This is a genomic window from Lactobacillus gallinarum (assembly GCF_002160635.1).
In the GTDB taxonomy this organism is placed as follows: Bacteria; Bacillota; Bacilli; order Lactobacillales; family Lactobacillaceae; genus Lactobacillus; species Lactobacillus gallinarum.
Map to the genome: position 1 here is coordinate 14671 of NZ_NFKZ01000011.1, position 22358 is coordinate 37028.

The window sequence follows — 22358 nt, forward strand, 5'->3', positions numbered from 1 at the left end:
ATTTATTACGCAAAAAAGTTTGATAATTTTTTTAAAACTTCAAATTTTTTGATTTTTTAATTAATTACTCATTATCGTCATTGTCATCTTCATCATCAACTTGATCTTGATCAGCTTCAGATGGAACAATGGTCAAACTTGCGACTTGACTATCGTCGTTAACTTTAATCAAGCGAACACCCATAGTACTACGTCCAGTTTGAGAAACATCCTTTGTCTTAAAGCGGATCATAATACCATCAGTAGTGATAACCATGATGTCCTTGCCCTTACTAATAACGATTACGCCAGCAAGTAGGCCATTCTTTTCAGTGATATTAGCAGTCTTGATACCTTTACCACCACGGCCCTTAACTGGATATTCTGCAGCTGGAGTACGTTTACCGTAGCCTTTTTCAGAAATGACTAATACCTGGTCGTCTGCACCTAATACACCAGAACCAACTACATAATCATGATCACGTAAGTTAATTCCGCGTACACCCGCAGCAGTTCTACCCATAGTACGAACATCATTTTCGTTAAAGGTTACTGCATAGCCTAAGTGAGTACCAATTAAGATGTTTTGCTTACCGTCCGTAGTAAGGACATTGCTTAATTCATCCCCGTCACGCAAAGTAAGAGCAATCAAACCACTATTTCTAATGTTAGAGAATTCACTGACATGAGTGCGTTTTACAGTACCCATCTTAGTGATGAAGAATAAGTAATTATCATCTGCTCCTTCTGGGACGCTGATCACAGTTTGGACTTTTTCGCCTTTTTCAAGTTGGAGCAAGTTAACTACTGGCAATCCCTTGGCCATACGACCATATTCTGGAATTTCATATGCCTTCTTTGAGTAAACTTTACCCGCATTAGTAAAGAACAAAAGCATGTCATGTGTACTTGAGTAAATTAAGTGTTCGATAAAGTCACCATCTTGAACACCCATACCCTTAATACCTTTACCACCACGGTTTTGGGTCTTAAATTCTTGAATTGGCATTCTCTTGATGTAACCATTGTGAGTTACAGTCAAAAGAATATTTTGTTTTTCAATTAAATCTTCATCTTCAATTGAAACAACTTCGCTAGCACCAATTTCGGTTCTACGCTTATCACCAAAGCGCTTTTGGATATCTAATAATTCATCATAAATAATCTTATCGATCCGTTCAGGCTTAGCCAAAATATCTTTGTAATCGGCAATCTTAGCTTGCAACTCTCTATATTCGGCCTCAACCTTATCTCGTTCCAAGCCTGTTAAACGTACAAGACGCATATCCAAAATTGCTTGAGATTGCTTATCATCAAGACCGAAGCGACTAATTAAAGTTGCCTTAGCGATATCACTTGATTGACTGTTACGGATAATATGAACAATTTCATCAATATTATCTAGAGCAATTCGCAACCCTTCAAGAATATGGGCTCTAGCCTCAGCCTTAGCTAATTCGAACTTGGTTCTACGAGTTACAACATCTTCTTGGTGGTCCAAGTAATATTGCAACATTTGCTTCAAGGTTAAGAAGTGTGGTGCACCATCAACAATGGCAACCATGTTCATGCCGAAGTTAGCCTGCATTTGAGTTTGTTTGAACAAATTATTCAAAACAACACTGGCACTGGCATCCCTACGAATATCAATAGTAATTCGCATACCAGTCTGGTCAGATTCATCACGAACACCAGTAATTCCATCGATGATCTTTTCACGTGCTAAGTCAGCAATCTTCTTAACTAATTCAGCCTTATTAACCATGAAAGGAATTTCGCTAACAATAATTCTTTCACGGCCACTCTTTTCTGTTTCGATATTCGTTTTGGCACGTACAACGATGTTGCCCTTACCAGTTTCATAAGCACGATAAATTCCACCGCGACCCATAATAATTCCACCAGTTGGGAAATCAGGGCCTGGAATAACTTTCATCAAATCCTTAGTAGTGGCATCAGGATTTTTCATCAACATGTGCAAACCACTAATTACTTCGCTCAAGTTATGAGGTGGGATATTAGTTGTCATACCAACAGCAATACCATTAGCACCGTTAACTAACAAGTTAGGAATTCTAGCTGGCAATACTACTGGTTCATTTTCAGTATCATCATAGTTTCTTTGCCAGTCGATTGTGTTTTTATTGATATCACGAAGCATTTCAACAGCGATTTTGCTCATTCTTGCTTCGGTATAACGCATTGCGGCTGGTTCGTCCCCATCAACAGAACCGAAGTTACCGTGACCATCAACTAACATGTAACGGTATGAAAAGTTTTGTGCCATGTGCGCCATAGCTAAATAAATTGATGAGTCACCGTGTGGGTGGAATTTACCCATAACTTCCCCAACAATTCTGGCACTCTTCTTGTATGGCTTATCAGGCGTAACACCTAATTCGCTCATTCCATAAAGAATACGACGCTGTACAGGCTTCAAACCATCGCGAACATCAGGCAAAGCACGAGCTACAATAACTGACATTGCATAGTCCAGGAATGAACTACGCATCATGCTAGTTAAATCGACGTTTCTAATTCTACGATCTTGAGTTTGATTATCGTCCATCTAACCTCTCCTATGCATCCAAATTTTCAACATATTTAGCATTCTTTTGAATAAAGTCACGTCTTGGAGCAACTTCATTACCCATTAAAAGTTCAAAGACTGCATCCGCATCCTTGGCATATTCAGGACTTACTCGATCCAAACGTCTATTTTCTGGATTCATAGTAGTTTCCCATAATTGTTCTGGGTCCATTTCACCTAACCCCTTGTAACGCTGTACAACTGGCTTAGGACTTGGTTGCAAACTACCTAAGTAATCATGCAATTCTTCATCAGTATCAAGATATTTAATTACCTTACCCTGACGAACCTGATACAGAGGTGGACGAGCGATGTATACATATCCCTTTTCAATCATTGGACGCATGTAATTGTAAAACAGCGTCAAAAGCAAAGTTCTAATGTGAGCACCATCGACATCGGCATCAGTCATGATAATTAACTTATGGTAACGAGCCTTAGACACATCAAAATCTGCACCAAAGCCTGTACCCAAAGCTGTAAATAAAGATCTGATTTCTTGGTTAGCTAAAATACGATCCATTGAAGCTTTTTCAACGTTCAAGATCTTACCTCTGATTGGCAAAATTGCTTGGGTCAAACGAGATCTACCTTGTTTTGCTGAACCACCGGCTGAATTACCCTCAACGATAAATAATTCAGAAATACTTGGATCATTACTGGTATTGTCAGCTAATTTACCTGGCAAGTTTGCAATTTCCAAACCGGACTTTTTACGGGTAACTTCACGCGCACGCTTAGCAGCTGTTCTAGCACGTTCAGCAAGTTGTCCCTTTTCCACAATCTTGTGTCCAACAGATGGATTTTCCATTAAGAAACGGCTAAAAGTCTCAGAGAATGACTTATCTACTGCTGTTCTAGCATCTGAGTTACCCAACTTAGTCTTGGTCTGACCTTCAAACTGAGGACTTGGGTGCTTAACTGAAACAACAGCTGTCATTCCTTCACGGATATCTTCACCAGAAAGATTGTCATCCTTATCCTTTAAGATCTTAGCCTTGTGCGCATAGTCGTTGACTACACGAGTTAAAGCAGTCTTAAAACCAGCCTCGTGCATCCCACCTTCATAGGTGTGGATATTATTAGCGAAAGTCATCAAAGTGGTCTTATAGCCATTTGTATATTGCAAAGCAACTTCCACATCAATACCGTTATAAGTACTTTCAACATAGATTGGTTCATCAAATAATACTTCTTGTCCTTTGTTCAAAAAGGCAACGTATTCTTTAATACCACCTTCGTACTTGTATACGTCGGTTTCAGCACTATCTTTACGTTTATCAGTAAAAGTAAGCTTTAATCCCTTGTTTAAAAATGCAAGTTCACGAATTCTATTCTTTAAGATCTTGTCATCAAAAGTAGTAGTTTCAGTAAAAATATCAGGATCTGGATAGAAATGAACAATAGTACCATGTTGATCAAGTGGCACAGTACCAATTTGTTTCATATCATCCTTAACACGGCCGTGATCAAAATCAATGAAATACTTTTTACCATCACGCATGACAGTTACATCAAGCTTAGTGGACAAAGCATTTACAACAGATGCACCAACACCGTGCAAACCACCTGATACCTTGTATCCGCCACCGCCGAATTTGCCACCGGCGTGAAGTACAGTAAATACAGTCTCTAATGCTGGACGACCTGTCTTTTTCTGAATATCTACTGGGATACCACGACCATCATCTTGAACAGTAACACTACCATCCTCATTAACAGTAATTTCAATCTTGGTAGCAAAACCAGCAAGTCGTTCATCAATACTGTTATCAATAATTTCCCACACTAAGTGGTGCAATCCCTGAGAACTAGTCGAACCGATATACATACCTGGTCGCTTACGAACAGCCTCCAGGCCGCCTAAGACTTGAATTTGACTGGCATTATACTTGTCGGCCTCTTTTTCATATTTTTTGACCTTATCAAGATTTTTCTTTGACTTATCAGCCATTTAATTCTCCTTCTCAAAACTAATTTTGCCAGATTGAATGTGGTACACACGTGGCTTCTTAATTATTTCCCAGGAAATTCCTTCCAGATCTGTTGTAGTGATAAAGGTCTGAGTCTTTCCATGAATATAATTAAGGAGTGCACTTTGACGAGTGTGATCTAGCTCACTCATCACATCATCTAATAACAACAATGGATATTCATCAGTTAATTGATGGATCAACTGAATTTCTGCCAACTTTACACTTAAAGCAATGGAACGTTGCTGTCCCTGGGAAGCATATAAATGGGCATTTTTACCATCGAGCTTAAACTCAATATCGTCTCGGTGCGGTCCAGACGTAGTAGTACCCTTCCGCATTTCAATCGCTTTATTGCGTTCAAAGTTTGCTAGTATTTTTTGATAAATCTCTTCAACAGTATCATCCGCTTCAATAGTAGAAACAGATGGGTGGTACGCTATTGCTAGCTTCTCACCACCCAAACTGATATGTGCATATGCATCGCTAGCATAGTGACTTAAATATCGCAAAAACTTAAAACGACGAAAAATCACTTCTGCAGCAATACCTGCAAGCTGATCTGACAATACATCTAAAAAGACCTGATCTTTTGTTTTTCCTTTGGCAAGTTGCTTTAAATAATTATTTTTTTGAAGCAAAACTTGCCGATACTTACTAGCAAAGTATAAATATTCCGCATTTATTTGACCGAATTCTTGGTCCATAAATCTTCTCCGCAAGGCTGGAGCACCCTTTATCAACTCCAAATCCTCCGGAGAAAATAAAATTGCATTTAATTGGCCAACATACTTCGATAACTTAGCTTGCTCAACACGATTAATCCATACTTTTTTACCCTTTTGGGTGATCAAAACACGCAATGTTAAATCAACCTGGCTTTTTTGCACATGACCAAGCAAATTGGTGTATTCGCCACCAAAACCTATTAATTCTTTATCAGAATTGGTTCTATGGGATCTAGTCAACGCTAAAAAATAGATTGCTTCCAAAAGATTGGTTTTTCCCTGCGCATTTTTGCCAATAAAAATATTGACGTTAGGATCAAAATTGATATCAAGCTTTTTTAAATTACGAAAATTTTGAACTACAAAATGATCAAGATACATTACTCTTCCCGCCGAAATTCATATTCTTGCCCATTAACTAGCAAATGATCTCCAACGCGAATTTTTTTACCTCTACGATTCTCAAGTGCTCCATTTAAAGTTACTGGATTATCTTGGAGATAAAATTTAGCTTGTCCGCCTGACGAAACAACGCTCTCTTCTTTAAGGAATTGCCCTAAAGTTATACAGTCGCCAACAATTGTAAAATATTTGATGATGTTCACCTTCAATACTCTTTTTACCTATATAATTATATTAGTTTTCATAACAAATAACAAACTTAAACCGCTATTTAAGGCGTTTTCTGCGGTTTTTTTGCAAATAACCTGATCACACTATCCCGAATAAAAAATACTAGAGCATCGATTTTTAGCATTTAACAGAAAAACAAATAAAAACTGCCCACGATGGGGCAGTTTTTTAATACCTAAATTTTGTGTACTTAATTAGTAGGTTCTAACTGGTGTAATTAATTGAACAAATTCAATATCATCTTTATCTGGATTAATGACGAATGGACGCAGTGGCTTAGTAAAACTCATTACTACAGAATCGGTAATAGAAGCTCTAAGTGCATCACGCATGTAATCAGGGTTGAATGAAATTTGTAAGTCATTTCCTTCCAAGTTCCTGAAACTTACATCTTCTTCTACATTACCAATTTCTGCGGATTTACCAGATAACTTTGCAGTTTGGTTCGTAGTATCCAAAGTTAAAGTTACTACGTTATTGCGGCCCGCGTGTGTTAACAAACTTGCACGTTCAAGTGCACTAGATAATTCTGAAATATCAAATTCAACACTAGTAGTTTTTTCAGTTGGAATTAAACGATCAGTGTCAGGATAATTGCCATCAAGCAAACGTGAATAGAATGAAAGATTGCCAATTACAAACAATGCTTGGTTATCACCAGGGCAAATTTTTACTTCTGGATCAGTTTCTCCAATAATTCTAGCTAATTCTTGCAAACTTTTACCAGGGATAATCAGATCGGTTTCTGCTTGAGGTCCGTTTTCTAAAGTAATAGTTCTCTGTGATAAACGGTGAGAATCAGTTGCGACTGCCTTAATGTTGGTTGGATTAAAGAAGAAACGAACACCTGTAAGAATAGCTCTCGTTTGATCGTTAGATGTGGCAAATTGCGTTTCATTAATAATTTCACGGAAAGTTTTGCCAGAAATAGTAAATGAGGCATTATCAGGGATTTCAGGTAAACGTGGATAATTATTTGCATCTAAGCCATTAATTGTAAATTCACTATTTTCAGATACGATTTGAGTTTGGAAACTTTCTTTTACTTCAAATGAAAAGTCTTTACCTGGTAATTTCTTAACAATTTCACTGAAGAATCTAGCAGGCAGAACAATTGAACCTGTAGATTCCACATTTAAGTCTTCGTTTACAGGTATCTTTATTTCAATTGAAATGTCTGTATCGCTACCTGTTAAGGTTAATTCTGTTTCAGTCAAGTCCAACTTAATACCACTAAGAATAGGAATAGTTGCTCTTGAGGAAATAGCCCGCATTACATTGTTCAAGTTTTCTATAAACAGATTACGATTAATTGTGAATTTCATTGTTGTCCTCCTAAGTTATTTATATTAATTATATATTTAATTAGTAGTAGTAGGGCCTGTGAATTTTGTTGAAAACTCAGTAGAAGCCTTAAAATAACGGAATTGAAACGGTTAAAAACTATGTGTAAAACTCTTAAAGTTATCCACAGTGGATAATTAATGCTCAAGCATTTGTTTCAAATCAAACACAGCACTTTTTATTTCTGTATCTGTTTTTATTTGCTTATCGATTTTATCATATGCATGCATTACCGTGGTATGATCTTTGCCGCCAAATTCTTGTCCAATTTTTGGTAGACTAGCATCAGTTAACTCACGAGATAAGTACATCGCTATTTGCCTTGGTACTACAATCTGCCGTACACGCTTTTTACCCTTTAATTCGGCAGTTGAAGTTTGGAAATAATTTGCGACTACTTCCTGGATTTTAGATATCTGTAACCCGCGATTTTTTTGGACTAATTTTAGATCAACAAGAGCCTCTCGAGCTAAATTTGTATTTATGTCTGCTTTTTCAATAGTTGCATATGCTTGAACTTTAACAAGTGCACCTTCAAGTTCTCTAATATTAGTGTCTACTTGTGAGGCTATGTAATCGAGAGTGTTGTCATCAATGACTAAGCCCTCTGCTTCTGCCTTCTTGCGTAAAATTGCAATTCGTGTTTCAAGATCTGGAGGTGTAATTTCAACCTGTAACCCCCATGTAAATCGAGAAACTAAACGCTCGGACAAATCGGAAATTTCAGTTGGTAAGCGATCACTGGTCATCACGATTTGCTTTTGATCATTATATAGAGTCTCAAAGGTATGGAAGAATTCTTCTTGAATACCTTCTTTTTTTGCAAAAAATTGAATATCGTCGACTAACAGCAAGTCACAAGTTCTGTATTTTTCGCGGAATTGGTCTTGCGTTTTATTTTTTATGGAATTAATAAAATCATTAACGAAAGTTTCACTCTGTATATAGACTACTTTTGCATTAGGACGTTCGGCTAACATTTGGTGACCGATTGCCTGCATTAAGTGTGTTTTTCCAAGACCAACACCACCAAAAATAAAGAGTGGATTGTAAAAGCTACCAGGACTGTCTGCTACAGCCAATGCGGCGCCGGCAGCTAATTTGTTTCCCTCACCTTGAACGAAATTATCAAAGGTATATTTTTCGTTTAATTTTAAATTTTTGGTGAATTGTCTAGGTGCTCTTTTTTCTTGTTGTAGTTGAATATCATGTTTGGGCTCGGGTGTGACGATCCGTTCAGGACTTTCGTTATTTTCAGTTATCTGAAATACAGGTAATATTTCAATTCCGGCGTAACCATAGGCCGATTGAATCAGTTGTGAAGATAAATTTTTCTCCCAATACCCCTTTGCAACAGGATTTTGAACTAAGATTTTCAATTCATGTGTATTTTTATTGTAAGAAATAGGCTTAGTATTTTTAAACCATGCATTATAAGCAACTTCATTAAAACGAGCCCGCATCTCATCGTTAAAATGTTGCCAGAATTTTTCAATGTCGAACAATGTGCATTCCCCCAATAGTAAAAAGCACATTAAGTGTATCATTTTATATAAAAGTTTTCCACAAGAGTAAAAGTAATTAACATGATTAACAGCCTGTGGATTATTTTAATACTAATATGCACATTTTGACATGATACAAATCAAAAGGTTAATTTATGCACAGTTGACATGTGGATTACTTTTGCTATTGTAGCAATAATTTAAGCGCATTACCATATGCGTTATCCACATGGTGTGAATTTAATTTTTAACACCCTGTGGGATGTGGAAAACATTGGGAATTATCTTGTGAATTATTTCGTGTGAAAAAATATTTATTTTTTTATCCACATAAAAATGCTGTTTAAGGGATTTATTTTTGAATGAATCATGAATGCTTTTTTAAATAAATACTTGGTTTTTGCGGCTATTCGTGCTATTCTTAATAAGAAATTGTGTATTTAGCACAAAGATTTTATGGAGGTGCAGTTTACAATGACAACTAAGAGAACTTACCAACCTAAGAAGCGTCACCGTTCACGTGTTCATGGTTTTATGAAGCGTATGAGCACATCAAATGGCCGTAAGGTTTTAGCAAGACGCCGCGCAAAGGGTAGAAAAGTCTTATCTGCTTAAACCACTGAATCCCAGTGGTTTTTTTAGTCTACATAGAGTGGAATGAAACGTTTTGAGAAAGTCTTATCGAGTAAAATCTGAAAAAGATTTCCAGCAAGTTTTCGAGTCTGGTAATTCAGTAGCTAACCGTGCTTTTGTCATCTATAAGGTAGAAAAAGCAGAAAACAGGCACTTTCGTGTAGGTATTTCTGTTGGCAAGAAGGTTGGGCATACTGCAGTTGCACGTAATCGACTCAAGCGTTATATTCGGGCCGTAATTGATGAAAAAAAGTTGGAGATTGATCCACATGCTGATTTTTTAATCATTACCCGGCCTTATGCTCGTAATTTTGATATGGTCAAAGTACGAAAAAACTTGCTTCATGCATTAGCTTTGGCTCATATTATTGAAGAAATGCCAGATGAAGTTGAGGAAAATTAGATTGAAGGACATTCTGACCAAGAGAAATGTCAAACGTCTTATTGCCGTTTTAGCTTTGATTACACTTGCTGTCGTTTTGACAGGATGTGCGACTCAAGGTGCAAACGGTCATGTTGCACCAGTTTCACATAACAGTGGCAATTGGTGGGACAGATGGATTGTTTATTACATGTCAGCTTTCATTTTGTGGTTAGCTAAGTTAATGGGCAATAGCTATGGATGGGCAATTATTGTCTTTACCATTATTGTTCGTGTTATCTTGTTGCCTTTGAATGCTATTTCTATTCGAAGCACAACAAAGATGCAAGGCATTCAACCACAAATTAATGAGTTACGTAAGAAATATCCAGGACGTGACACTGAATCAAGGACACTATTACAACAAGAAACTAATAAACTATATAAGGAAGCAGGAGTAAATCCGTATACTGGATGTTTACCCGTTTTGATCCAATTGCCTGTTATGTATGCTTTGTATGGCGCGATTTTACGTACGCCACAGTTGCAAACTGGTCGCTTTTTGTGGATGGATTTGAGTAAACCGGATCCTTATTACATAATGCCGATCTTGGCAATGGTTTTCACTTTCTTGTCTACCTACATTAGTCAGTTAGCTACGCCTAAGTCAGCTCAAAATGGGATGACAAAGGTAATGACTTACGGAATGGCAATCATGGTAGGTGTAATGGCACTAAGTTTCCAATCAGCAATTACACTTTACTGGGTTATTTCTAACTTGTTCCAGGCAGTTCAGACCTTTATCTTGCAAAATCCTATTAAATTTAAGAGAGAGCAAGAGGCTAAGGCAGAAGCCGAGCGCGAACGTAAACGTAAGATAAGAAAAACTTACAAGCGTTTAGGACGCAAAAAGAGATAAAAAGAATATCAATCTAAAATGATTTTTAGATAAAGTAGTCAAAGTGCTTTATCCATCATGTTTATTCGTGGTGGTATAATGCACTTTTTTTATTAAGAAAAGGTGAAATTATGGCTCAAACTTTAACAGAGTTCGATACAATTGCTGCAATTTCCACCCCTATTGGCGAAGGCGGAATTTCCATTGTACGGATGTCGGGTGAAGATGCAGTTAAAATTGCTAATGAAGTTTTTAAAGGTGCAGATTTGACTAAAGTACCAACACATACTATTCACTATGGTCATATTATTGATCCTGATACTGGTAAAACTATCGATGAATCAATGGTCACAGTATTGCGTGCGCCCAAGACTTTTACGCGTGAGGATATTGTTGAAATCAATTGTCACGGTGGGATCGTAGTTACAAATCATATTTTGCAACTTTTATTAAGTCATGGCGCTCGTATGGCTGATCCGGGTGAATTTACTAAGCGTGCCTTTGTTAATGGCAGAATTGATTTAACTCAGGCTGAAAGTGTGATGGACATTGTTCGTGCTAAAACAGATAAAGCACGTCAGGTCGCTGTAGGGCAGCTTGCTGGGGGGCTTTTGCATAAAATTCAAGCTATGAGACAGGAGATTTTGGATACTCTGGCTAATGTAGAGGTAAATATTGATTATCCAGAGTATGATGCCGATACTGTTACTGCCAAGCAAATGTCTGATACTGCTAAATCAGTAATTAAGAAAATAGATCGACTATTGAAGACTGCACAAGAGGGTAAAATCTTGCGTAATGGTCTTGCGACTGCAATTGTTGGACGCCCTAATGTGGGTAAGTCATCATTGCTTAATTATTTGACTCAAAGTGATAAAGCAATTGTAACCGATGTAGCCGGAACCACTAGAGATACCCTTGAAGAATATGTGTCTGTAAAAGGAGTACCGCTAGAATTAATTGATACTGCCGGAATTCACCATACAGACGATAAGGTTGAAAAAATCGGGGTAGAAAGATCAAAGAAGGCGCTAGATCGTGCTGATCTAGTACTTTTGTTGATAGATGCTAGTCAAGAATTAACAGCTGAAGATAGAGCTTTAATTGAAGAAACTAAGAACAAAAAGAGAATTATTGTCTTGAATAAGTCTGATTTAGGACAAAAGATAACAGTTGATGAAATGAAGAAGCAAACTGGCAGCGACGTTATTTTAACCTCAATTTTGAAAGAGCAAAATCTTGATAAATTAGAAGAATTAATCAATAAACTATTCTTTGCTGGTATCGAAAATTCTAATGATCAAGTAATGGTTACTAACCAGCGTCAAACATCACTTTTAGCTAAGGCTAAAAAAGAATTGCAGGATGTAGTGCAAGCAGTTGATGATGGCATCCCAGTAGATATCGCGCAAATTGATTTCACTGGAGCTTGGGATACTTTAGGCGAAATCACTGGAGAAAGCGCGCCAGATGAACTGGTAACGCAATTGTTTAGTCAATTCTGTTTAGGAAAGTAGGGGAAGAATATGATTAAAACATATGATTCAAATGAATATGATGTAATTGTTGTTGGAGCAGGTCACGCAGGGTGTGAAGCAGCATTGGCAAGTGCACATATGGGGCAAAAGACCTTGCTTGTGACTATTGGTTTGGATATGGTTGCCTTTATGCCATGTAACCCATCAGTTGGTGGTCCTGCTAAAGGGACTGTGGTTCGTGAAATTGACGCTTTGGGCGGACAAATGGGTAAAAACATTGACGCTACTTATATTCAAATGAGAATGTTGAATACAGGTAAGGGTCCAGCCGTACGTGCTCTTCGTGCCCAAGCTGATAAGTGGCAATATCATGAGCATATGAAGGATACTATTGAAAATACGCCTAATTTAACTTTGCGTCAGGCAATTGTAGATCAATTAGTAGTAGAAGACGGCGTTTGCAAAGGTGTAATTACCAATACAGGTGCAAAATACCATGCTAAAAGCGTTGTGTTGACTACCGGTACTGCAGCACGCGGCAAAATTATTATTGGTGAACTTACTTATTCTTCAGGTCCTAACAACACAACTCCTTCAATCAAGTTGTCAGAAAACCTTGAAAAACTTGGTTTTAAGCTTCGTCGTTTTAAGACTGGTACTCCTCCACGTGTTAACGGTAATACGATTGACTACTCCAAGACTGAAGAAGAGCCTGGTGATAAAACTCCTCGTCATTTCTCATATGAAAGTAAAGACGTTGACTATTTAAAGAATCAAATCTCTTGCTGGATGACTTACACCAACAATGGTACCCATGAAATTATTCGTGATAATCTTGATCGAGCACCAATGTTTAGTGGGATTATCAAGGGAGTGGGCCCTCGTTATTGTCCTTCTATTGAAGATAAGGTGGTTCGTTTTGCCGATAAAGATCGTCATCAAATTTTCCTTGAACCAGAAGGTAGAACTACTAAAGAAGTTTATGTAGGCGACTTTTCAACTTCAATGCCTGAAGAAATTCAGCTTAAAATGGTTCACTCAGTTGCGGGACTTGAACACGCTGAGATGATGCGCCCAGGTTATGCAATTGAATATGATGTGGTTGAACCATGGCAATTAAAGCACACTCTTGAGACTAAGAACATCAAGCACTTATTTACTGCTGGACAGATGAATGGTACGTCAGGCTATGAAGAAGCCGCTGGGCAAGGTTTGATTGCTGGGATTAACGCTGCACTAAGCGCACAAGACAAGCCTGGCTTTACCTTGGGACGAAACGATGCTTATATCGGTGTTTTGATTGATGATTTGGTAACTAAGGGTACTAATGAACCATATCGTTTGCTCACTAGTCGTGCCGAATATCGTTTGATTTTGCGTCATGATAATGCAGATTTGCGCTTGACCGAATACGGTCACGAACTTGGTTTGATTTCTGATGAACGTTACGAAAAGTTTGAAGAAAAGAAACAAGCTATTAGGGATGCAAAAGCTAGATTGCATGAAATTACGGTTCACTTGACTGATGATGTTCAGCAATATCTGAAGAGTATCGGCCAGGAACCAATGAAAGCCGGCGTAAAGGCAGACGTCTTCTTACGCCGGCCACATGTTAAGATCGATGATATCGAACGACTCACTGGCGAAAAGATCGATGGTGACCGTTATGTCAAAGAGCAAGTAGAGATTGCGATTAAATATGCGGGCTATATCAAGAAAGAAGAAACCAGAATTGCTCGTTTAAAGCGTCAAGAAGCTAAAAAGATTCCAGCTGATATTGATTATGAAATGATTGAGGGCTTAGCAACTGAGGCTCGTCAGAAATTTGAAAAGATTCGTCCTGAGACTTTAGCTCAGGCCGAACGTATTTCGGGGGTAAACCCAGCTGATTTAGCTATCTTGAGTGTTTATATTCAAAATGGTCGCTATTCCAAAGTAAACAAATAAAATGAATAAGTAAAAAGCATAGTTGACAAATACTGCCACTATGCTTTTTTCATGCCCTTTTGAAATAACTCGCAACCTAAAAAATGGACGATTGAATAAAAAGAAAAAAATTTTTCTTTAAATTATGACTATAAGTAATAATAAATGTATATAAAATAAATGATTTTTAGTATAATAATGTTTATGAAATCACAATAGAAAACGCTACCAACGAGTGATATATAAGTCTAAATTTATCTATCTTTGTGAAATGATTATTTTTAAAAAGCGTTTTCATTTGCATAATAACAACGCTTTTAACGTTTTAAAAATGTGAAAAAATGTGTTTTAATACATTATGAAAGAAACGAAAAGTTAAGGAGATGTACTTATAATGACAAAAATTAATGGTTCTGATGCAATGCTTAAAGTTATTTATGATTGGGGAATTGACCACATCTATGGTTTCCCAGGTGGTTCATTCGACTCAAGTATGAATGCCATCTATGACTTCAGAGATAAGATGAAATTTATCGAAGTACGTCACGAAGAAGCTGGCGCACTTGCTGCTTCATCTGAATACAAAGTTACTGGTAAATTGGGTGTATGTTTCGGTTCAGCTGGTCCTGGTGCTGCTCACTTATTTAACGGTTTATACGATGCTAAGTTTGATAAGACACCAATGGTAGCTATTGTAGCTAACGTTCCAACTAGCAGACAAGATATCGACTTCTTCCAAGCTTTTGATGAAGATAAATGGTTCTTAGACGCTAGCGTTTGGTGCGCTTCAGCTAAGACTCCAGAGCTTATTCCAGTATTGACTGACGAAGCTATCCGTCAAGCCTACGCAAGAAAAGGTCCTGCAGTTTTAATCATTCCTAAGGACTACGGTTGGCAAAAGATTGAGGATAACTTCCGTGTAAACAAGGATGCTCATCCAGAGCCAAACTACCCAGCACCAACTAAGACTTCAGTTGATGAAGCTGTTAAGCTTTTGAAGGAAGCTAAGAACCCAACCATGTACATTGGTTTAGGCGCTAAAGATGCTGGTGATGAAGTTAAGGAATTTGCCGAAAAATTCAAGACTCCAATTATGTCATCATACTTAGGCAAAGGTATCGTAGAAGACAAGTTTCCAGCATACATGGGTACCATCGGTCGTATTGGACCGAAGGCCGCACAAGAAGTTCAAGGTGCAACTGACTTAGTTGTTTGGGTTGGCAATAACTCACCATTCTCAGTATTATGGTTCCCTAAGGATGCCAAGGTAATTCAAATTGATGTTGATCCAGCTAAGTTTGGCAAGCGTCACTCAACTGATGTATCAATGTTAGCTGATGCTAAGAAGGCATTGAGAGCAATTATTGACGCTGGTGAAACTAGAAGCGAATCACCACTTTACAAGGCTGCTATTGCAGACCGTGAGAATTGGGATGCTTGGCAAGATAGCTTTAAGAATTCAGATGAAATGCCTGTACGTCCAGAACCAATCTGGGATGTAATCAACAAGAAGGCTGATGACAATGCTATCTTTGCAATCGATGTTGGTAACGTTAACGTTGACTCATGCCGTCTTTTGAACTTGCATGATAATCAAAAGTGGACTACTTCAGGCTTGCACGCAACAATGGGCTACGGTGCTCCAGCTGCCTTAATGGCCGCAACTGTTTACCCAGACCGTGAAGTATGGCAATTAGCTGGTGATGGTGGCTTTGCTATGATGAACCAAGAATTACTCACTATGGCACGCTACAACATGCATGTTTTGAACATTATCTTCACTAATGAAACTTTAGGTTACATTCAAGCTGAACAAGAGGATGAATCTAACCAACCATTATCAGGCGTTATTATCCCTGACAACGACTGGGCTAAGGTTGCTGAAGGTATGAACGTGAAAGGCGTTACTGTACGCACTAAGAAAGAATTAGAAGAAGCAGTTGACGAATTCAAGAAGATGGATGGCCCAATGTTAATTGACGTTAAGTACACCCATGAAATGCCTTACTCAACTGAATTGAACTCACTTGACGATCCTGCATTCGTCAAGAAGTATCAAGCCGAAGACTTGAAGCCATTCAGCTACTTTGCTGAAAAGTATGGCTTGGAAGCTGACGCTGCAACAGGTGCATCTCAACATGAAGAACCAGAACCAGAAGAAGATACTGCTCCTGATACAGTTTCCGGTGCGTCACAACACTAATTTCTAATTAGTTTTAATTCAATTGACCAAAAAAGCGAGATGAAAATCTCGCTTTTTTTGTAGCAATATTTCCCAGGGAATGACTAAAGAGCGGTCTTTTAATTTCGCTTTTTTGTCTTTAAAAAGTATAATAAAACATGATGAATTTTGATTAAATGGAGGATGTTAAAGATATGCAACAATTCGGCGTTATCGGTTTATCCGTTATGGGTAAAAACCTCGCTTTAAACGTTAGAAATCACGGCTTCTCAGTTTCTGGCTTTTCAATTGATAAACCAGAAGTTGATGCTTTTGCAAAATATGAAGATGATAAGTTGAAGCCATGTTATACATGGGAAGAATTTGTTAATTCACTCGAAAAGCCACGCAAGATTTTGATCCAAATTATGGCTGGTGATCCAGTGGATCAAACCTTGCAAAAATTGCTGCCACTTTTGGATAAAGGTGATATTTTAATTGATGGTGGTAATTCAAATTACCACGACACTAACCGTCGTTTCCACGAAATGGAAAAGCATGGCATTCACTTCATCGGAATGGGTGTGTCCGGCGGTGAAGAGGGTGCCCTTAACGGTCCAGCTCTTATGCCCGGTGGTGATGAAGCAGCTTATGAAAAGGTTGCTCCAATTCTTGAAGCAATTGCTGCTAAGAACAAGGAAGGCAAGCCATGTGTCTACTACATGGGGCCTGAAGGTGCTGGTCACTATGTCAAGATGGTACATAACGGTATCGAATACGGAATTATGCAAGAATTCTCAGAAGTTTACAACTTACTTCGTGATGTTGCTCATAAGAGTGATGATGAGATGTCCGCAATTTTTGACAAGTGGAACCATGGTAAGGTTGAAGCATACCTTAGTGAAATCACTTCTAAAGTATTAGCTCAAAAGGATGATTTAACTTCAGATCACGTTATCGACCATATCTTAAATGTTGCTTCATACAAGGGTACCGGTAACTGGATGCTTGAAGACGGTGTTGCACTTGGCGCTCCAGTAACTGTCGTAGCTGAAGCTGTTATGGCTCGTTTCATGAGTAAGCAAGCTCATTTAGCAGTGAAGAGCGGTATTAAGCAAGCTAAGTTTGAGTACAAGGGTGCAATTCCTGACGATTTAGTGGATGAATTCGAAAAGACTTTGCAATTAGCTCAAGCTGTCGCATACGCACAAGGCTTCCAACAATTAACCATGGCTGCCGAAGCTTATGATTGGGACCTGCGCTACAAGTCAATTGCTCAAGATTGGGAAGCAGGCTGCATTATTCGTTCTGCAATGCTTAAAGATATCGAAAATGCGTATTCTAAAGGCAACAAGCTCATGAACTTGTTCCAAGATGACTACTTCAGAAAGTTAATGGAAGAAAACCTTCCAGCTTTGAGAAAGTCAGTTGAATTCGCTACTAAGGCTGGCGTACCAACTCCAACTTTAAGTGCAGCTCTTAACTACTTAGAATCAATCTTTAACCCAGATTTACCAGCTAACCTTATTCAAGGTCAACGTGACTACTTTGGTGCACATACTTACCAAAGAAATGATCGTGAAGGTACATTCCATACTGAATGGTATGAAGAAAAATAATAAATCTGTTTCACATGAAACCAAAAACCAGCTAAATCTTAGCTGGTTTTTTATTGTACAATAGAGTTTGTCGTGATTGTTCAATTAAAGAGAGGGTTATATGAAAGACGAGGGAAATAAAACCAATATAAAACTACTTTTACAAGCGTTAGTAGTTGGTATCTTTACTGGTATAGTAGTTGGGCTATTTAGATTTGGAATTGAAAAAACGTCAGGTTTTTGGCTGCATTTATTTCAATTAGCTCACAGCAATCCATTATGGTTTATTGTGATTATTATAGGCTTTATCGCCGTAGCCGTAATTGCAGGGTATTTTGTAAAACAATATCCTCATGTTGGAGGATCAGGTATTCCTGAAGTAAAATTACAGCTTCAAGGAAAGTTATCTCTGCAATGGTTCCCAATCTTATGGCGTAAGCTAATAGGGGGTATTCTGGTAATTGGTACAGGCTTGTTCTTGGGACCAGAAGGCCCTTCATTACAACTCGGCTCAACCATCGGCCAGGGTGTAGGCCAAGGCTTTAAGCAAAATAAGCTTAATTCACGAATTTTGTTAGCAACCGGTGCCGCTAGTGGTCTATCTGCTGCATTTGGTGCACCTCTTAGTGGAGCATTGTTTGTATTAGAAGAAGTTTTCCATAATTTCTCTCCACTTGTTTGGATGAATGCATTAGCTGGAGCAATTGCTTCCAACTTTGTGGTTTCCAATTTATTCGGTATCCATCCAGCGCTTGGAATTTTATATAATCATTCATTTCCAATTGTGCTCTATTGGCACTTGATTATTTTAGGGATCTTATTAGGTGTTCTAGGCCATTTATACAAAGTCGGACTGTTTAGTTTGAAAAAAGTTTATGCAAGAATCACGTTTTTGCCTCGCTGGCTTCATGGCTTAATCCCTTTGGCAATCTTAATTCCAATAGCCTACTTCTGGCCATTAATTACAGGTCCTGGTAATCGCTTGATTTTGGCAATGCCCCATATAATTACACAAAGTGGATGGGGATTAGTTGGCCTGTTGGCGTTCTATTATGTCATGAGAATTATCTTTTCAATCGTGGCCTATGACTCTGGTTTACCAAGTGGTATCTTTTTGCCAATTTTGACCATGGGTGCTTTAATTGGTGCTACTTATGGTTTGTTCATGGTTCAACTTGGACTATTGCCTCAGCGTTTAGTAGTTAACTTAGTAATCTTTTCAATGGCTGGCTATTTCGCCGCAATTATTCGCGCACCATTTACCGCAATTATTTTGATTACTGAAATGGTTGGCTCATTGCTACATTTAATGCCACTTGCTGTTGTAGCATTTATTGCGCTGCTAGTTGATGAACTTCTTGGCGGAAAACCAATTTACGGCCTCTTAGCGGCCGCTATGGACAAGCATAGTGATCGTAAGGTTAATTATACTGGCCAAGCTGATCGAATGGTTCTACCGGTTTATGAGAGCTCTAGATTGGTTGACAAAAAGGTATCCGAGATTAAGTGGCCTGAAGATACGCGTGTAAGTACTATTCGCCGTGATGGGGATGAAATTATTCCTAATGGACAAACGGTTATTCGCGGTGGCGATATGTTAATTCTAGAATTTGACTCAAGTCAACGTGGTGTAGTTTATAGTAAGATGAAACAGCTGCAAGGCGTTGAACTTGATGGGTAAATGAGATTAAGCGGCATCAATAGATGCCGCTTTTTTTCTTGCAGAAAAATGTTTCTTAGTGGATACTTGAACTTATACAGAAAAGAGGGATAGACGTGAACAAATTAGTGCAAGTTACATTGAATGCTGATCAAGAAAAATATAATTTGGATGGGGATGAGAGCATTACTTTTATTGATGCAAATTCCTACTATATTGGTCAAATTGTGGCACGTGAACATGGTTGGATCGTTTTAGAATCAATTGATCAAACTGGCAATCAAGGCGGAATTGTTTTTATCAAGGAAGATCAAATAGCCAAAATAGAGGACGACACACCAGTGTTGCATTATTATGCGACAACTGAAATTAAGGATCCATTTGACATGAGGCACTTAAATAGTTCAGTAAAGAACTGGGATTTCACTGATATTTATGACTTACTGATCAATGTTGCTGATGCACAGCCTTTTGTAACTTTTGAGGTTGATACCGGCGTAACTTACACTGGTTTGATTACACAGCTTGATAAAAAAGAAGTCCGTATTTTAGAAAAGAACGGCACTTCTATTGAACATTTTGCTACGGTTATTCCTCTTCAAGATATTGTTTGTGTTGACGTAAACAGCATAGATAATAATTTATTTATTCATTATTTGAAGCAAAAGCAAAATTATGAGTTTAATGAATTAAAATTAGTAGAAATTTATTTTGATTATACTTTCGATGATCAATTTGGTAATTTTGTGATTGGCAAAGTGCTTAAGTATGATGAAGATAATATTTTGCTTGAGAGCTTAAATGAATTGGGACAAGTAGAATCTATTGCCGTGATAGCTCGGAGTCATGTTGCGCACGTTACGGAAGAATCAGAAAGACTGAACTATTTTAATTATTTAGTAAATTGGCAACAGAAAAATCATAGCTTTGATCCTGACTATTTGGAACGATCACTTAATCTTAATGGCCCGATAAAGTCAATCACCGAGGTAATTGAGAATTGGCCTGATGATCATGTGATAAAAATCAGTGATTCTATTTATCATTATCCAGATCGATTGGGCTTAATTGCTGATCGTGGCGATGAAGGCTTTGATTTAAAAATCTTAACTGAATATGATTTAGGCGAGATTAGTGACCATAATTATGATGATCTAATTAGTGTTGATTTGGCTGGCTCAGAAATGATAAAAATGCAGCGTTTCATTGATCATAAATAATTAAATAAGTTGCTAGTAGCTTATTAATTTTTATATAATGAGGAAAACGAAAGGAAGATGAGTTATGGGATTAACTTTTGACAACCCTAATAATTTACAAAAGATGCTTGATCGTTTTGCGACCGTTCCAGATCCAAAAAAGACGCCAAAACACAAGGATCCAGAAGAATTGCTTGATAAGGATTCTAAAGATAAAAAGAAGAAAGATAAGAAGTAAAAAAGACAGATGCGAAGATGCATCTGTCTTTTTATGATAATTAATTATTATTTTGTTCAGCTTTAATAAATTTCGGTGATGTTTCTGGTGCCCAGATAAGACAAACGATAAATGCGAAGAGCAATACAATTGCACAAACTAACATAGCTAATTTTGCACCACCAATATTGGTTAGAACCGGTAATAAAAATGTACCAGCGGCTGCACCAAAACGGCTAATTGTAATGCACGTACCAACTCCTGTCCCACGTACTTTAATGCCAAATAATTCAGTGGGATATGGGTAATCAAGCACTAATCCTGATGAAAGGATAATCGCAAAAATAGTGAAAATGGATAATTTAATCATTGAATCTAACCCAGGTACTAAAGCCATAATACCAATTAAAACAGCTGAAGTTAAAAAATTGCCAACTAAAAATGTACGGCGACTAATTTTATTAAAAATAAAGATACCGAATAGAACGCCGACAAACATACCGCCATTGTAAATGATTCCGGAGATGCTGCCACCTGTAATATTCATGCTGCTAAGCAAAATTGGTAAGAAAATACTAATACCAAAGAATGAAAATGCTTGGCAAGCATAAAAGATACCACCAACTAAAGTGCGGCGTAAATATTTCTTAGAGAATAAAATTCCCCAGGCAATATCTTTAGGCGCATTCTTTTTCATAAATCGTTTAGGCAAGCGCCATTTGTGTCCCATGTGTTTACTAATGATTTTGTTTGCTTTCTTAACTTTACCTTTACTTGCGAGCCAAGTAGGAGAAGCGGGAAGCGGAAAGAAACTTCGGAATAAAGCGGTAATAATTGCTGGAACGGCACCGGTAGCTATAATCAGTTGCCAAGTATAAGCGCCCAAGCCAGTAATGAGAGTACCAACTATATAGGATAAGATGAAACCGATTGTCCAATAGATCAATAAATGACTTTGGCGCTTACTATCCTCACCTTTAGGTAACCATTCTGTTAATAAAGCATTACCAACAGTATAATCAACAGCAATCATTAATCCGATTCCGATTCTAATGATGAAGGTCAATAATAAATTAGCTGTCAATAAGTGAATTAGGGTTAATCCTGCCAGAATATACATATTGATCATTAATAACTGACGGCGACCAATTTTATCAGAAAGTCGTCCTATTAAAAGACTACCAGCTAATCCAATCAATGAACCAGCTCCGATTAAACCGGTCCATAAATCGCTAATGTCAATATATTTAGCGGCATTTGAAAGTGCCGTACCACTGATGCCCAAGGCATAGCCACAGGCTATTTGACCTAAGATAACAGCAATCATTACTCTTAAATGAACCGGCATCAACGGAGCACGTTTATAATTCTTTTTAGTTTTGATAATTTTTTCGCGTGTAGTTTGGGTATTATTTTCCATAAGAGCAAGCACAGCTTGCTTATTCATCAACTCCTTTATTAATACAATAATATAA

General features: G+C 37.7%; 17 protein-coding genes. 10 read left to right on the forward strand and 7 right to left on the reverse strand.

Annotated elements, in window-relative coordinates:
* Positions 1 to 64 precede the first annotated feature (64 nt).
* The 6 genes from gyrA to dnaA form a co-directional block, all read right to left on the reverse strand.
* Entirely contained in the window at positions 65 to 2548 is a 2484-nt protein-coding gene (gene gyrA / locus B5E95_RS05450) for a DNA gyrase subunit A (RefSeq protein WP_087235766.1), read from the reverse strand.
* A gap of 10 nt (positions 2549 to 2558) precedes the next feature.
* Positions 2559 to 4523 (reverse strand): DNA topoisomerase (ATP-hydrolyzing) subunit B, encoded by a 1965-nt coding sequence (gene gyrB, locus B5E95_RS05455; RefSeq protein WP_087235767.1) that lies wholly within the window; start codon positions 4521 to 4523, stop codon positions 2559 to 2561.
* Complete coding sequence (recF, locus tag B5E95_RS05460; RefSeq protein ID WP_087235768.1) at positions 4524 to 5651, reverse strand: DNA replication/repair protein RecF; 1128 nt, start codon at positions 5649 to 5651, stop codon at positions 4524 to 4526. It abuts the gene before it with no gap.
* Positions 5651 to 5875 carry a S4 domain-containing protein YaaA gene (yaaA, locus tag B5E95_RS05465; protein WP_025006343.1) on the reverse strand — a complete coding sequence of 75 codons (225 nt, stop codon included), beginning with the start codon at positions 5873 to 5875 and terminating at the stop codon, positions 5651 to 5653. The genes recF and yaaA overlap by 1 nt, the downstream gene beginning before the upstream one ends.
* Positions 5876 to 6097: 222 nt before the next feature.
* On the reverse strand, positions 6098 to 7228 hold the full coding sequence (gene dnaN / locus B5E95_RS05470; RefSeq protein WP_087235769.1) for a DNA polymerase III subunit beta: 1131 nt from the start codon (positions 7226 to 7228) through the stop codon (positions 6098 to 6100).
* A gap of 156 nt (positions 7229 to 7384) precedes the next feature.
* Positions 7385 to 8752, reverse strand: coding sequence for a chromosomal replication initiator protein DnaA (gene dnaA / locus B5E95_RS05475; protein WP_087235770.1), 1368 nt, complete (start codon positions 8750 to 8752; stop codon positions 7385 to 7387).
* A 474-nt stretch (positions 8753 to 9226) separates the two neighbouring features.
* On the opposite strand from dnaA, the gene rpmH reads away from it, so the two are divergent.
* The 10 genes from rpmH to B5E95_RS10710 all read left to right on the forward strand — a co-directional run bounded on the left by rpmH (position 9227) and on the right by B5E95_RS10710 (position 20904).
* Complete coding sequence (gene rpmH / locus B5E95_RS05480; RefSeq protein ID WP_003549412.1) at positions 9227 to 9367, forward strand: 50S ribosomal protein L34; 141 nt, start codon at positions 9227 to 9229, stop codon at positions 9365 to 9367.
* A 52-nt stretch (positions 9368 to 9419) separates the two neighbouring features.
* Positions 9420 to 9788 (forward strand): ribonuclease P protein component, encoded by a 369-nt coding sequence (rnpA, locus tag B5E95_RS05485; protein ID WP_087176516.1) that lies wholly within the window; start codon positions 9420 to 9422, stop codon positions 9786 to 9788.
* Entirely contained in the window at positions 9769 to 10665 is an 897-nt protein-coding gene (locus B5E95_RS05490) for a YidC/Oxa1 family membrane protein insertase (RefSeq protein WP_162606876.1), read from the forward strand. Before rnpA ends, B5E95_RS05490 begins: the two co-directional genes overlap by 20 nt.
* A 110-nt stretch (positions 10666 to 10775) precedes the next feature.
* Positions 10776 to 12161, forward strand: a complete 1386-nt coding sequence (gene mnmE / locus B5E95_RS05495; protein ID WP_087176518.1) for a tRNA uridine-5-carboxymethylaminomethyl(34) synthesis GTPase MnmE — start codon at positions 10776 to 10778, stop codon at positions 12159 to 12161.
* A gap of 9 nt (positions 12162 to 12170) precedes the next feature.
* Positions 12171 to 14069, forward strand: a complete 1899-nt coding sequence (gene mnmG / locus B5E95_RS05500; protein ID WP_087176519.1) for a tRNA uridine-5-carboxymethylaminomethyl(34) synthesis enzyme MnmG — start codon at positions 12171 to 12173, stop codon at positions 14067 to 14069.
* A 373-nt stretch (positions 14070 to 14442) separates the two neighbouring features.
* Positions 14443 to 16251 carry a pyruvate oxidase gene (gene spxB / locus B5E95_RS05505; protein WP_087176520.1) on the forward strand — a complete coding sequence of 603 codons (1809 nt, stop codon included), beginning with the start codon at positions 14443 to 14445 and terminating at the stop codon, positions 16249 to 16251.
* Between the two features lie 173 nt (positions 16252 to 16424).
* Positions 16425 to 17828 (forward strand): NADP-dependent phosphogluconate dehydrogenase, encoded by a 1404-nt coding sequence (gene gndA, locus B5E95_RS05510; RefSeq protein ID WP_087176521.1) that lies wholly within the window; start codon positions 16425 to 16427, stop codon positions 17826 to 17828.
* A 100-nt stretch (positions 17829 to 17928) separates the two neighbouring features.
* The gene (locus tag B5E95_RS05515; protein WP_087235771.1) at positions 17929 to 19488 is read left to right on the forward strand and encodes a ClC family H(+)/Cl(-) exchange transporter; all 1560 of its coding nucleotides are present in this window, start codon (positions 17929 to 17931) and stop codon (positions 19486 to 19488) included.
* Between the two features lie 95 nt (positions 19489 to 19583).
* Complete coding sequence (locus B5E95_RS05520) at positions 19584 to 20687, forward strand: hypothetical protein (RefSeq protein WP_087176523.1); 1104 nt, start codon at positions 19584 to 19586, stop codon at positions 20685 to 20687.
* Between the two features lie 64 nt (positions 20688 to 20751).
* Positions 20752 to 20904: an SPJ_0845 family protein gene (locus B5E95_RS10710; protein WP_013642612.1), complete on the forward strand. Its 153-nt coding sequence runs from the start codon at positions 20752 to 20754 to the stop codon at positions 20902 to 20904.
* A gap of 40 nt (positions 20905 to 20944) precedes the next feature.
* Here B5E95_RS10710 and B5E95_RS05530 read toward each other — a convergent pair whose 3' ends face one another.
* The gene (locus B5E95_RS05530; protein ID WP_087176526.1) at positions 20945 to 22303 is read right to left on the reverse strand and encodes an MFS transporter; all 1359 of its coding nucleotides are present in this window, start codon (positions 22301 to 22303) and stop codon (positions 20945 to 20947) included.
* Positions 22304 to 22358 lie beyond the last annotated feature (55 nt).